Origin of the sequence: Terrihabitans rhizophilus (genome assembly GCF_033898525.1) — a bacterium.
Taxonomy (GTDB): Bacteria; Pseudomonadota; Alphaproteobacteria; order Rhizobiales; family Methylopilaceae; genus Flaviflagellibacter; species Flaviflagellibacter rhizophilus.
Window position 1 is genome coordinate 113,645 of record NZ_JAXAFJ010000003.1, and the last position, 16,101, is coordinate 129,745.

Genomic DNA, 16,101 nt, shown 5'->3' on the forward strand with positions numbered 1-16,101 from the left:
ATGGCATTTCCGTTCAAGTCCGAAGGCATCACCGGTCGCCCCCGTGGGCGCAAGCCCGGGATGGCGCGCTTCTCGATCCGCCGGAGCTGGCTGGCCCGCCTGCTGCACTCGGCAGCTGCAAAACGATCAAACCGCCAGCGGCTCCTGTTCGAGCCGCTGGAGCCGCGCCTGCTGCTGAACGCGGACATCCTGTCGCTCAACCTCAACGATTTCGACAACAGCGGTGCCGATCACGACATCCTGGTCCAACTGGTCAACCAGGTGGAGAAGGTCGAGGAGCAGACCGTCCACATCCAGCGCGTCGAAATCCGCGACATGTCGGATGGTGGCGCGCTACTGGCCTTCGGGGATCTTGCGGACATCAGCGCCATCTCGATCGCGGGCAGCGACGGGGATGACCGGCTCACCTTCGACGCCGACTCTTTCGCAGGCGTCTCGCTTCCCGACTTCGCCTTCGACGGCGGCGCAGGGCAGGATACGCTCAACGTCCAGAACACGCTCGGCAGCGATTGGTTCCTTGATGGCGCCAACAGGGGTGACGTTTCTTCGGCTGGCGTGTCGGGTTCATTCGACAGTGTCGAGAACCTTGTGGCCGGCAGCGGCCGTGCCGATACGCTGTATGCCGCGCAGGGCGCGTCGCTTGCCGGAGCGCGCTCCGGCTTCGAGGCGCTGGTCTATGGCGAGGGCTTCAACGGCGACCTGACCTATCGCACCACGGGCGAAGACGCTGGCTTTATCAGCCTTGCGCGGATCGCTCCCGAGAGCGGCGGCATCGTCACCATCGATCTCGGCACCCAGACCGGCGGCTTCAGCGCGCAGCTGGTGGCGTCCGACAACGCGGTTGCGGGCTACAGCTACATGGTCGCACCGACCGGCGCGTCCAACTTCGAGAAGATCTACTTCAACGCACCGGCCTCTCAGCTGAAGATCCTGCTCGGCACCGGCGACGACACGTTCGGCGTGGCCACCCTGCCGGGCACGCTGACGTTCGACATCATCGTCGATGGCGGCGCGGGCAGCGATGCCGTCGAATTCTCCGGAACGCTGAACCTTGGCGCGAAGACGCTGTCGGTCGATTCCGAGTTCATCACGGTCGGACCGGTCGCTGCCATCACGGCGCACACGATCAGCTTCGATGCCGATGCCGAAGATATCGAAACGATCACGGATTCCGGGCTCGCCAATCCGAACGCCATCACCTCGGCCGTCTCCAAGATCTGGGTGAAGTCGGGAGCATCGCTGACCGGCACCGTGGTGACCCTGGATGCCAGCGCCGTCACCGGGACCACCATCACCGTCACCGGAGCCGCCTTGGCCACCGTCGGCATCACATCGGCGGCAACCGCCGATGTGGTCATGGACGGCCGCATCACGGGTGTCACGGTCAGCCTGACCGCGAACGTCACCGCCAACGTCGACCTGTCCGCACCCGACGCCCGGAATCTCTCCAGCGTCACGATCGCCCTGACCGATCATTCGGTGGTGAGCGTGTCCGGCGCGATCACGGCCAGCGGCACCATAGATCTTGCGTCCAGCACGGACGTGGATGTCGATGTGGACGTCAAGGGTCTCGGCTTGCCGGTGATCACCGCCCCCGTCGAAGTCGCCGATACGGTCGGCACGTCCGCCACCACACTGGTGAAGGTGACGAACACCACCAGCGTGGATGTGGCCGCCTCGGCGCGCCTTGTGCAAACGGGCTCCGCAGTTCTCGGGGCCGGAGGTCCGTCCGTCCGCATGACCGCGGATGACGTGACCCTGATCAGCCAGCAGCTGACGACCAACAAGGCGCAGGCCGTGCCGGTCCTCAACAGCGTCGGCTACTTCCCGGCCGTCAACGCTGCCAACGAAGTGACCCGCACGACGGCCGTCGTGGTCGGCGGTTCGGCGGACGCGGTGCGCCCGGTCGACACCGCCGCCAAGACCATCGACGCCGCCGGGCGCCTCGAGCTCGCCGCCGGCAGCACGGGCAACGTTCTCATCGACATCGACGCCGATGCCTCCGACACCGCCGCCAACCGCATCAGCGAGACCGCTTCCGCGCGGTTGAACGGCGTGCGCGCGACGGCTTCGGGCGTCTCCGTCACCGCGATCTCGGACACCGATGTGTCCGCGTCGGGTCATCAGGCCGGCAACCGCCTGACGGGCGCGACGAGCGCGCGGATCACGGACAGCGTTGTCGGCGCCGGCGCCGCCGGCGTGACCGTCTCCGCCCAGGACACCTCGACGGTGTCCGCCACCGGCGAGGCCGTGCTCATCAATGCCTCGCGCTTTCCGTTCACGATAAGCGTGTCCTTCGAGCGTTCGTCGGCCATCAACCTCGTGGACAAGGACGTCACGGCCGACGTCGTGGATTCACGCGTCACCTCGGCCGGCGATGTGACTGTGCGCGCCGTCAACGGCATGGTCGTGAGCGCCGACGCCCAGACCAATGTCGTGACCTCCGCCAGCCTTGGCGCGGGCCTCGCCTTCACCAGCCTCAGCTTCGCCGGCACGCTGGCCCTCAACCAGGTGACCAGCGCCGTCACGGCCGCGGTGGACACCAGCACCGTCACCGTTACGGCCGGCGGCGACCTCAACGTCCTGGCTGCCGACACGTCCATCTTGGACGCACACGCCGAAGCGGGTGCCGCCACCACGGGCGCCGGAGCCAATGCCGTGACCGGCGCCATCGCCGTGAACGTGGTGGGCTTCGAATCCACCCAGACGCTCTCGAACACCGTCTCGGGCGTCGTCGACCAGCTGCTTGGCACGGGCTTCTTCACCACCGAGCCGGGCTCCGACACGGTTGCGCGGATCAGCAATTCCTCCGTCGATGTCGCGGGCGCTCTCGCCGTGATGGCCGTTGGACGCAGCGTCATCAACGCCAATGTCAGCAACATTTCGCGCGCGGACAGCAAGAGCTTCGGCATTGGCGCGGCGCGCACCGCAGGCGCGGTCGTCGGCTCCAACACGGTTTCGCGGGCGACGCGGGCCTATATCGACAATTCCGGCGCGTCGAGCGCCACCGTGCGCTCCACGGGTGCGGCCACGGTTTCCGCGCGTGACGAAGGCGCGGTGCTGTCGCATGCCAAGCTGATCGCCTCCAGCGTCTCCTCGACCGACGGGCTGGCCCGGTTCGCAGACAAGCTGCTGCGCTACACGCTGGACTCGACCTTCTCGGCCACGGACGGAACGCAGGCGATCGCGTTCGGCCAGACGGTCGCGCTGAAGAGCGATTTCACCACCGCCCTCGACCTGTTCGGCCTTTCCGAGACCAAGTTCGAGACCGTCGGTGCGGGCGACATCGTGGAGATCAAGGACGGCTTCCCGGCCAATCGCGGGCAGGTCGGCGCGATGTACCGTTATGTCGGCGCCGGTGGATCGCTCGACCTCGTTGCCCAGAACTATCTCGACACCGCAAACTGGCAGAAGGTGGAGGGCAATCCCGGCTCCATCTACCGCTACATGGGCGAGAACGGGACGCGCGACCTCGCGGCCCAGAACTATTCCGACCTGCGCTACTGGCAGGAAGTGCCGCAGACGCAGATCCTGCCCGAAGGATTCAACTTCAAGGCCGGCACCGCCATCAGCGCCGGTGCCATCATCGTTCTCAACCGGGTGGATGGCGGCGCCGAGGCGCGCGTCTCCGATGCAGCGCTCACGGCCGCCAGCCTGTCCGTGTCGGCGGAAGCGGCGCAGACCATCGTCGCGGAAACCGACATCACGGCCAATGCGAAGGCTGGTTCGGTGTTCGGCGGCGCGTCGGGCACCGCGCTCAACGGCGTCGTTGCGGTGAACCGCATCCTCGGCGGCGCGGATGCGCGCATCGAGGATTCGCGCGTCGTCACCACATCTGGCGACGTCCTGGTCGAGGCCACGAACACCGCCACCATCGAAGCGGTCAATGCGTCCAGCATGACCACCTCCGGCAGCACGGCGCTCGGTGCGACGGTTGCTCTGAACTCCATCGGGCAGCCGGACTCCGACCTGTTCGGCACGATCAAGGAGCTTCTGGACTCCGAGAGCGTGGACGATGCGGCCGAGGCTCTGCTGAACGGCCCGGCAGGAATCGGCACCCCGCTGGCGACACGCGCCGCGATCACGAACAGCGACGTGAACTCCGCCGGCGACATCGCGGTCACGGCCGATTCCACGGGCCTGATCCGGTCCAAGGTCACCAATTCCACCAGTTCCACGGGCGCGGAGGCCGTCACGGCCGGCATGTCCGTCGGCATCGTGCTGTCCACGAACGACATCAACGCCGCCACGTCTGCGTTGATCGACAACAGCACCGCCGCTTTCGGCACGGATGTGGATGCGCGCGGCGATGTGTCGGTGATCGCGCAGGACAGCTCCGCCATCCGGTCTGCCACCGAGATGCTGGCCGCGGTCAACACGACGGGCTCCTCGGACGGCGGCCGTCGCGACGGCACGCTCGACCAGAGCGCCGCCCTCGTCGAAAAATACGCCAATCTGCTGGCTGGCGGCTACGACTACACCGTGGCTTCGGGCACCAAGGCACTGGAATTCGGCGACCGGGTGTGGGTCGGCAATGCCGGGGATGCCGGCAAGATCTACCAGTATATGGGCACGCCCGCGAACGTCGCGCTGGGCGGCACGGCGCAGTACGCCAACAAGGATCTCTGGAAGGAGGTCCCGGCGCAGACCGACATCGACACCGAGATCGCGACCTGGGTGCTGGACCAGATCGTGCCGTCCGTGGGTATCCTGCCGGCCGGCGACACGGCGGGCAGCTTTGTCTTCAACGACGTGCAGAACAAGGTGACCGCCGGCATCAAGGGTGCCGTGGTCGATGCAGCCGGTGATGTGCGCGTGCAGGCGCTCGCCGCCGCCGACATCTCGGCACGCGAGGACAGCACGCTGAACGACAAGGGCGGCACGGCCGTCATCTTCGCGACCAACCACGTGCTGGGCGGCGCCAACGCTTCCATCACGAACAGCACCGTCACCACCACCGCCGGCGGCGACGTGCTGGTGGATGCGCAGACCAAGGGCTCCATCACCGCCATCGCGCTGACCAAATCCTCCGGTCCCGCCAGCACCTACATCATCGCGCTGAACACCATTGGCTGGACCTCCGGGAACGTCCTGTTCGAGACCGTGGACGCCATAGCCGGCGACGCCATCTTCGGCAGCCAGACGCCCTATCAGGCCCATGCCGAGGTGCGGAACGCCACCATCAACGCAGCGGGAGACGTGGACGTCACCGCCGGCTCCACCACCTCCATCCACTCCACCGTGGGCCAGGACCTCGTCGTCGAGGACGCCCAGACCGCCGTCCTGCAATCCACGTTCGGCTCGACGGGCGCCGCCTCCGGCATCTTCCTCGCCAGCAACAAGATCGCGGCGGGCGCGAGCGCATCGGTCGTCGGCGGCTCCACCATCACCGCCGGCGGCGGCGTTCTGGTCGAAGCCGATGACGACGCCACCATCGTGGCCGACAGCAAGCTCGTCCAGAGCATCACCGTCTCCAACGTCGCGGCGAACTGGATCAGCTCCGCCAAGACCACGATCGCGAACTCCTACCGCTTCACCACCAGCTCCGGCTCGCAGAGCCTGGAAAAGGGCGACCGGGTGCGCATCGGCAGCACCTTCGACACCGCCAAGGGCATTCGCGGCGAGGTCTACGAATACATCGGCAACGGCACGCAGCCGCTCAACCTGTCGACCGCCGACTACACCGACGCCACCGCCTGGAAGCGCGTCGTCGTCGAGGAGACGAGCCTTCTCGAGAACGTCGGCAATGTGACCTCGTCCAATGCCCGCGCCTCGGCCATCCTGCTGATGCTGAACGATGTGCGCAACAGCGCGCAGGCCTTCGTGGACAGCTCGGCCGTCACGGCCGATGCCGGCGATGTCGCGATCGTCGCGGACGAAAGCGCGGCCATCGTCGCCTATGCCGAGACCAATCTCCAGGTCGATGGCGGCAGCGGCATCACCAGCAAGATCCTGCCCTTCGGCGCCGACACCAAGACGGGCGGCAAGCAGATCGTGACCAACCGCGTGCTCGGCGGCGCGCAGGCTTACGCCAACGCCTCCGACATCACGGCGCGCGGAACCGGCGCGGCCGGTGACGTGCTGGTCCAGGCCACGAACAGCGCCGAGATCGACGCGCGCCTGCGCAGTTCGCTTTCGGGCGGCGACAAGAACTCCGCGACGGTGGTCGCCTACAACAGCATCGGCTGGGCCGGCGACAATGTGCTGTTCAACACCATCGGCACGCTGATCGGCGGCGACATCCTCGGCAGCGTGGATCCCGGCTCGCAGACGCTGGCCTACATCACCGCGTCCGACGTGGACGCCGATGGCGATGTCGCGGTCACCGCCGCGAACACCGGCTCGATCAACGCAACCGTGTCGAACGCGGCGGTCTCCGAGAAGTCGGCACTGCTGATGGCGAAGAGCGGCGCGTCAAATACCGTCCTGTCGTCGAACAAGATCAGCGGCGTCGTTAAGGCCTATATCGACAACACGTCGGCGGTCACGGGCTCCAGCGTCGGCGCCGGCGGCTCCGTGGATGTGGACGCCTCGAACACCGCGCGCATCAACGCGAACACCAAGATCGTTTCGTCGGCCTCCACCACCTCGGACGGCGGCCTGTCGATCATCGGCAAGACGATCGACGCCAATGCCGATATCGACTTCACGACGACGCCGGACGACGGCGAGAGCGCCAAGGTTCGCCCCCTCGTGTTCGGCGATCTCGTGCGCGTCGGCGCCGGCTACACCGCGCACGACTACGCCAGCACGGCTGGCGCGACCGCGCTGAAAACCGGCGACCGGGTGCTCGTGGGCGGCGCGGATGGCGATGTCTACCGCTATATCGGCGCAGCCGGCTCCGTCGATCTTTCGGTGGCGCACTACATCGACACCTCCAAGTGGGTGAAGATGGAGGGCGAGACCTACAAGTATATGGGCACCGCGGCGGAGCTCGATCTCGCCTCGGCCGACTTCAGCGATCTCGGCGACTGGAAGCTTGTCGCAGCCACGCAGGCAAACCCGCTCGGCGTCAATCTTGGCCTGACCAAGAGCTCGGCTGCCGGCACGGTCGTGTCGGTGAACGATGTGCGCGGCGGCGTGGATGCCTCCGTGAAGAACGCCGTCGTCACGGCCGGCGACGATGTCGCGGTTGCGGCGCGCGATACCGCCACCATCACCTCCGTGCTGGATGCGGAGATCAGCTCCGAGGGCGCCAGCGCCTTCGGCGAAGTGCCGTTCAAGTTCGGTTCGATGTTCCATGGCGCGTCGGCCAAGTCGACCACCATCGCGACGAACCTCATCCAGAATCACGCCAAGGCCGAGGTGACGGGCAGCAGCCTGACCGCCGATGGCGGCATCGATGTCACGGCAACGAACACGGCCAGCATCGTCTCGACCCTGAAGGCGGGCATCACCAATGAAGGCGGCGGCGCGAAGGCGACCACCATCGCCTTCAACACGGTGAACTGGGGAACGACCAACGTCCTCTATCGCCTGCTCGACACCCTTGCCGGGTCCTCCGAGTTCCAGGAGCAGCCCGGCACCGGCGTCGCCCTTGCCGAAGCGCTGGTCACGAACTCCTCGCTGGCGGCAGACGGTGCGATCACGGTCACGGCCGACGACAACGCCTCCATCCTCTCCAGCATCAGCAACGAAGCGACCGGCTCCAGCAGCGCGCTCTACAAGGCCTCGGCTTCGGCCACGGGCGCGGTCATCACCAGCAATCTGGTGAACGGCGGCGCGCGTGCGGCCATCGAAACGGCGTCGGCCCACGACATCAGCTCCGGCGGCGCGCTGAAGGTCGAGGCGAAGGACCGCTCGACCATCGACGCCTCCACGAAGCTGACGCAGATCGCCGATGTGAGCAGCGATGCGGGCGTCTCGCTTCTGGCCAAGTTCCTTCAGTCGACCTTGGGCGAGTATCAGTACACGACGCGTTCGGGTTCGCAGACGGTGCAGCCCTATGCGGTGGTGCGCGTGGCCGAGGGCTATCCCCAGGCCAAGGGCGCTTCGGGAACGCTGTACCAGTATATCGGCCAGAACCCGGCCTTGCTGGATCTCGGTGCGGCCGACTACACCGACGCCACCTCCTGGCGGGTGGTTGATCCCGCCGCCGAGGAACTGACGCAGTACCTGCCGAGCCTCAACGTTCCTGGCACCAGCGCCAGCGCGACCGGCGGCATCTTCGTGCGCAACGATGTGCGCAGCTTGGCCGAAGCCCTCATCAAGGGCGCCGATGTGGACGCGGCGGGCGCCGTGCGGGTGTCCGCGCAGCAGATCGCGACCATCAATGCGGATATCGACGCGGTCTCCATCGCGACCGGTGGCAGCGCGTTCGAAGCCGAGGGCATGAAGTCGAAGTCGATGGCGGTCAATGCCATCATCGCGACCAATTCCGTCCTCGCAAGCGCCAAGGCTCTCATCCAGGGCGGCACCGTGGACACCACGGCCGGCGGCGATGTCGATGTGGAGGCGTCGAACGCCTCGCACATCCACGCCACCATCGACTCCACCACCGAAAGCCGTGCGACCGCCGTGGGCGTCACGCTTGCCTTCAACACGCTGGGCGTGGTCCCGCAGAACTTCCTGTTCAACACCGTGGATGCGCTGTTCGGCGTGCTGGAAAGCGAGCAGCAGCCGGTCGCCGTCAGCGCCGCCATCTCGGGTGCGACGGTGAATGCAGCCGGCGATGTGCATGTCACCGCGACCGGCAGGACCAGCATCGACGCCGTCATAGAGGGCGCCACCACCAGCCTCAGCCTTCAGGGCAGCAAGAGCATCGGCGCCATCATCGCGCTGAACCGCATCGCGGCTCAGGTGGAAGCCAGCATCGAGAACAATTCCTCGGTCATCGCCAAGGGCGGCAATGTTGAGGTCCGTGCCCTCAACCTGTCCTCCATCAATGCGGATGTCAGCGGCACCTCCATCAGCGCTTCCGCCAGCATCAACGAAGAGAAGGCGCCGCTCGCGCTGGGCATCGGCCTCAGCACCGCGCGCAACACGATCGACGTGGATGTCGGCGCGAACGTGGAGAATTCTACCGTCGATGCGCAGGCCGGTGACGTGGTGGTGGATGCCGCCAATACGCTCGGCACGGACAAGAGCGAGATCACCTCCAGCGTGGCCGCAACCGCCGTCACCCTGAACGGCACCTACAAGAGCAGCAAGGCCATCGGCGGCGGCGGCGCGGTCGCCATCAACACCGTGCTCGGCTCGGTGGATGCCCATGCGCTCGGCGGCTCGCTCAAGGCGTCCGACGACATCGCGATCACGGCCACAAACGGGTCGAGCATCCAGTCCGACGTCGCCGCAATCGCGGTGACGGGCGGCGCCAGCGCCGAAGGCGCGACGGCTGCGGCCATCGGTGTCTCCGTGGCGCTGAACCTCATCGGCTGGCGCGCATCCTCGCTCGGAACGGACGAGGACGACGCCCTGAACCTCACCGAGACCGACCCGTCCGGCAAGGAAGGCTTCGGCATCAAGGCCTATGCCAAGAACGCGGTCCTGAAGGCGGGCGACGCCATCGACGTCACCGCGACCTCCACGGCGGACATCGACGCCAGCATCGCCGCCACCTCGGTTGCTCTCAGCGCAGCCGCCGGCAAGGGCGGCGCCAAGGGCGTCGGCGTGTCCGGCCTCTACACGGCCAACAAGATCGCCTACGGCGTTTCGGCCAGCATCGAGAGCGCGCCGACCGTCAGCGGCGTCGCCGGTGTGACCGCCGGAGCCGGGGGCGTTGAGGTCTCCGCCTCCGACGCCTCCACGATCCATGCCGACACCCAGTCGGTCGCCGTCACCGCCTCCTTCGCGGCGGAGGAGAGCAAGGCTGCCTCCATCGGCCTGTCGCTGGCCCGCAACACCATCGACACCGATGTCGCGGCAACGATTTCCGGCAGCACGCTTGCGACCCCCGGCGCGGTGTCCGTCACCGCCGATCGCACGGCGATCATCGATTCACAGTCCGCGGCTGTGGCCTTCTCGGCGGCGGCGGGCGGCAAGAGCGGCTTCGCCCTCTCCGGCGGCGGCGCCTTCGCGCAGAACCAGATCCTGGGCGAGACCACCGCGACGATCTCCGGCAGCGTGCTCGGGACCGACAGCGCCAAGACCGGCGCCGTCACGGTTTCCGCCACCGACGATTCGCAGATCGACGCCGACATCATCTCCGTCGCAGGCAGCATTGCGTTCGGTTCCGGAGGAGCCGGCACAGCGGTTGGCCTTGGCGTGTCGATCGCCTGGAACGGCATTGGCACGGCATCCGACCGGGCGAAGACCTCGGCCTCCATCAGCTCTTCGACCGTCCGCAGCAGCGGCGCCGTGAATGTCGCCTCCTCGGCGGAAGGCTCGGTCGAGGCACGCGTTGCGGCCGCATCCGTTGCCATCGGCATCAGCGCGGAGAAGACCGGCTTCTCGCTGGGTGGCGCCGGCGTCGAGACCGAGAACAGCGTTGCGCGCGATGTAAGCGCCACGATCAGCGGCGGCACGATCAATGCCACCCGCATTGCCGTGGACGCGTCCGACACCTCCACGCTGGACGTGGAAGCGGCCGCCGTCAGCGTTGCGGCGGCCTTCTCCGGCCAGAACGCCACGGCCGCCGCCATCGGTCTGACGCTCGCGTTCAACGATATCGACAGCAATGTCACCGCTTCCGTCACAAACAGCGCCTCGATCACGGCGACCGGAGCAGCGATCACGCTGCCGGGCCAGATGGTGACGGAGCCCAACATCCGCGTTCACGCGGAGCGTGACGCTACCATTGAGACGACGGCGGTCGCGGCATCGCTCGCGCTCGCCATCGGCGGGCAGACGGGCATCGCGGTCGCGCTTGGCGGCGCCACGGCGACCAACGACATCGACGGCACCGTGGATGCCCATGTCCAAGGCAGCACGCTGACCACGACCGGCAACGCCAAGGGCATCGAAATTACGGCGCTCGACGCGTCCGACATCGACACCATCGTCGGCACTGCGGCTGGTGCGGCATCGGCAGGCACCGGCGGCAACGGCATCGGCATCGCCATCGGCGTGTCCGTGGCGGAGAACGAGATCAACGGCGTGGTGAAAGCCTATGCCGACAGCTCGACCCTGGCGCCGTCGGGCTCGCTCACGGTTTCGGCCGTCGAAGACGCCGACATCACCTCCAAGGTGTTCGCGGGCGCGGTCGCTCTTGCGGCCGGCAGCTCCAACGCGGTCGGCGTCGCCGGCGGCGGCGTGTATTCCAGCAACGACATCGCGGTCGACACGCTTGCGCATGTGACCGGCGGCACCATCACCGCCGGCAGCGTTTCCGTTTCCGCCAAGGACACGTCCAATGTGGATGCGGATGCGGGTGCCGCTGCGGTCGGCGCCGCCTTCTCCGGCAGCACCAGCGTCGGCGTCACGGTCGGCGCCGCCATCGCCGAGAACACCATCGGCAACGATGTCACGGCCTATCTGAGCGGCGTCACCTCCGCGAACGTCTCGGGTGCCCTAAAGGTCTCGGCGGTGCGCGATGTGGAGATCGATGCGGTTGCGGTTGCAGCTGCAGTGTCGCTTGCAGCGGGGTCCAACGGCGTCGCCGTCGCCGCTGGCGGCGCAGCATCCACCAACGCCATCACCGGCTCGGTCGATGCGCACATCGCCACAAGCACCATCGGGGCCACCACAAAGCCCTCCAGCATCGGGATTTCGGCAAGCGACACGTCGAAGATCAACGCCATCGTCGGCTCGGCGGCTGCCGCAGCCGGCATCGGCAGCAGCAACGGCGTCGGCATCGCCGTCGGCGCCTCCGCAGCGCTGAACAGCATTTCCGGCTCGATCACCGCCTATGGTTCAAGCTCGACGCTGAACTCCTCGGGCGCGGTGACGCTGTCGGCCATCAACGACGCCACCATTGTGTCCAAGGTCTATGCCGGCGCTGCCGCCCTGGCCGCCTCCGGCAGTGTGTCCGTGGGCGTGGCCGGCGTGGGTGCCGGCGCGACCAACGACATCGCCATAGCAACCTCCGCCTATATCTCCGGCGGCAGCGTCGATGCCGCCAGCCTCTCCGTCACAGCCAAGGACACCTCCAAGGTCACCGCCGATGTCGGCGTGGCGGCCCTTAGCGCGGCGTTCTCCGGCAATGTCGCGGTGGGCGCCACCGTCGGCGTCTCGCTGGCCTGGAACACCATCGACAACGATGTGTCGGCCCACCTGGTCGACGTGTCCTCCGTCGCCACCTCGGGTGCACTCGCCGTCACGGCGCAGCGCAACTCGACCATCAAGGCCACCTCGGTCGCCGCAGCTCTTGCGGTGTCGGGCAGCGGAACCGTGGCGATCAGCGCGGCCGGCGCCGGCGCGCAGGCCGAGAATGTCGTGACGGGCGATACGCTGGCCTACATCACCGGCAGCGCGCTCGGCACCGACAGCAAGAAGATCGGCGCAGTCACTGTCAGCGCGAGCGACGAGTCCACGATCGAGGCGCTCATCGCGGCGGCATCCGCGTCCGGAGCCTTCAGCGGCACGGTCGGCGGCGCGGCTTCGGTCGGCATGTCGCTGGCCTTCAACCGCGTCGGCAACGGCGCGACGGATCGCAACAAGGTCTTGGCCTACGTCACCGGCTCCTCCGTCCGGTCTTCCGGCGCGGTTGCGCTGGGTGCGACCAGCAAGGCCACCATCACCGCCGATGTGGTGGCGGGCGCCGTCGCCGTCGCGGGTGCGGGCACCGTTGCGGTCGGCCTCGCCGGCGCGGGCGTTGAGACCACGAATGACGTGCATGTGGAAACCAGCGCCTATCTGGGCGCGGACTCCACCACGACCAGCGTGACCTCAGCCAACCTTTCGGTCCGTGCGCAGGACACCTCCGCCATCACCGCGACAGCGGCAGCGGCCTCGATTTCCGGCGCCATCGGCACGGTCTCGGTCGCAGCCTCGGTCTCGGTGGCTTTGGCCGAGAACACCATCGGCAACAAGGTCTCCGCCCGTATCACGGACACCCTCGTCAATGTCACGGACACCACGTCCGCGAACGACGATGTCACGGTGCAGGCCATCAATGGCTCCACCATCAACGCGACGGCGGCAGCAGCGTCCCTGTCCGTGGCGATCGGCCTCGGCGGCGCGATTGCCGGCGGCGGCGCCGATGTTTCCAACAACATCACGAACGTGGTTGAAGCCGCCATCACGGGCGGCAGCCTGACCGTTGGCGACGACATCACCGTCAGCGCGCAGGACACGTCGAGCGCGGGCGCACTGGTCGGCTCGGCCAGCGTTGCGCTCGGCCTCGTCAGCCTCGCGGCCAGCGGCTCCGTCGTCGAAACCAGGATCCAGAACACGGTCAGCGCGTCGCTGACGGCCACGGTGCTCTCGGCCGATGCCGTGAGCGTGTCCTCGCTCGCGACCCCGCAGGCGGTCGCGACGGCCTACGGCTTCAATGCCGGCACGGCCGCCGTGGGCGTTTCGAAGGCCACCGCCACGGTGGCGAACACCGTATCGGCCACGCTCGGCGGCAGCATCACCGCCGGCAGCGTCTCGGTCACGGCAACGGAAGCACTCGCCGCGTCCGGCTATTCGGCCGATGCGAAGGCAACCGGCGGCGCCGGCGGCCTCATCGGCGTCGATGCCACGATCACGCGCGCCGAGAACATGTCGAAGGTCAGCAGCCTGATCGCCGCGAATTCGGTGCTCAACATCACGGGCGCAGTTGTCGCCAGCGCCACCAACAACACGCGCCAGCGCGCCGACTCCAACAGCACGGCGGGAGGCCTGATCGCGGCCGGCATCACCAAGGCCAACTCGGAATCCAATACCGAAACTTCGGTGCGGATCGGAGACGACGCCGAAGTCACGGCCGGCAGCGTCACCGTCAGGGCACTGGGCTCAGACGACAACCGCGCCAACACCACGGCGGGAGCCGGCGGCGTGCTGGCCGGCGCTTCTGCCGAGCCCAAGACCAGCACCATATCGGTGACGACCGCCACCATCGGTGCGGACGCCGTCGTGGATGTCTCGACGCGCGGCGCGGGCTCGTTCGACCTTTCGGCGGAGCACGTCTCCACCGTCAACACGCAGATCCTGACCAACGCCTACGGCGCCATTTCCGGCGCAGGCGCCGTTGGCATCAACTACATCCGCTCGGCAGTCACGACGACGTTCGAGGCCGATGCCGTGGTGAAGGCCCGCGACATCGGCGCCGATGCCGTCAACCGCGTGCGCAAGCCGCTGATCGCCGATGGCAATGTGGACGGCATGACGCTCGGCCTCGCCTCCGGCGCCGAGGTGAGCAGCACCACCGCCATCGACCTAGCGACCAAGGTCGTGGTGGCCGACGGCGCAAACCTTGCCGTCACCGGCTCGGCCTCGGCTCCGGGCGACCTGACCCTCGGCGCCCTCAATGACATCGATGCGCACGACAAGGTGACGTTCCTTGCCGGCGGTGCGCTGGGCTCGGGCGTGGGCGCGACCTCCGATATCCACACGATCCAGGATCTGTCGCGCATCGAGATCGGGGACGCCGATCTGTCGAGCATCGGCGAGATCACCCTGTCCGCCCGCGGCAAGGGCAATGTCACGACGGTCGTCGGCGTCGACACCTATGGCGGCATCGCGACGGTCGCGATCGCCATGGCGAGGGTCGATGTGCGCCCGGTCAACGAGATCGCGGTGGGCACGGGCGCGAGCCTGTTCTCCAAGGGCGACATGAACCTGCTGGCGGGCATGGACGCCGACATGGTGCGCGACGCCTATGTCATCGACGCGCGTTCCGACAGCTTCGCCGGCACGCCGATCCCGATCGACGACATCGACGCGCACGGCTTCCTGGTGCAGGCCAACACCGTCACCATCGCCGCGAACGCGCTGGTGCGCACGGGCGGCGATGCCAAGCTCTACGCCGAGCGCAACGGCCTCGCGCAGGTGTCCGCCAAGGGCAAGGCCGTCAACTGGCTCAGCGGCGCCGCCGACGGCGTGGATGCGATGCTGGGCAGCAGCGGCGCTGAGGTGTTCAACGGCACCTCCTTCACCCGCGCGGTGGGAACCGTCACCGTCAACGGCACCGTGCAGACCGGCGTCGGTCGCAACGTGGCCGTCGAGATCGTCAGCGTGGTGCTGAACAAGGGCGTCGAGTTCGACAGTCAGGGCAACGAGTACACGGCCGACGACATCATCACGGTGACCTACCGGATGAACGGCTCGTCCGAGGACCTGTACTACCGGACCAATGGCGAGATGGTGCCGGTCGGCAACAACAGCCCGGCGCCCTTCCACCTGGCGCTGGAAGGCGTGCAGTCGAACCTGTTCGCCGATCTTCGCGACAAGGAAGAGAAGCTCGCCCGCTATGCCAGCGACGGCAATGCTGAGCTGAAGGCCTTCTACACGGGCGAGATCAACCGCCTGCGCGCGTCCCTCGTGGCCGACGGCCTGATGGAGGTCTACAAGGACAACGGCAAGGACGTGTATGTCGCGGTGGACCGCCGCATCGTCACCGTGGTCATGGACCCGATCACCGCCAAGGCCGGCATCATCGATGTGCGCGCCGACCAGCTGTCCGGCACCGGAAAGCTGGACTCGCCGGGCAATGCCAGCGTCAACATCGAGAACAAGTCCATCGCTTCCCTGCGCGTGGGCGACATCACGATCCCCACCCAGAACGGTGGCGTCAGCATCAACGGCACCAAGATCCAGCCGGTCGGTGCCAGCCAGACGGCGACGCCGAAGCAGCAGATCGACGCTATAAACGCCGTTGGTGCGTCCGAGGACAACCAGGACCTCGACAAGCTGGACGGCTCGGTCGCATCGGTCAGCGCCAGGGTTTCCGCATTCGGCACCATCGTGCTGGGCGGCGGCACGGGCGACGCGCCTTCGATCACCATCAAGAACACCTTCGACGGCGAGATCGATCAGGGTGCGTCGATTGTCCGACCGTCCATCATCGTCGGCGGCACGATCACGAACCTGACGCCGAATGCCAGCGTCACCATCGATGCCTCCATCACCCGTGGCGACATTCTCGTGACCGGCGGCGGCATCTTCACGGCGATCCAGTCCCTGAAGACGGTCGGCGGCGCCGTGACGATCGGCCTGAAGCCGGGCTCGATCTACATGGTCGGCAGCGATCCCACGGCGGCGTGGAGCGGTGCCACCACCACGAACACCGATGCCTCGGCT

1 protein-coding gene (running past one end of the window) is annotated in these 16,101 nt (G+C 67.5%); it reads left to right on the plus strand.

The genetic code is table 11. The features are described 5' to 3' along the window. A protein-coding gene (locus SCD90_RS07025) for an LEPR-XLL domain-containing protein (protein ID WP_319843940.1) crosses the window boundary here: on the plus strand, positions 1–16,101 show its 5' portion. It continues 14,115 nt past the right edge of the window; the window shows 16,101 of its 30,216 coding nt (coding positions 1–16,101); it begins with the start codon at positions 1–3; the stop codon falls past the right edge of the window.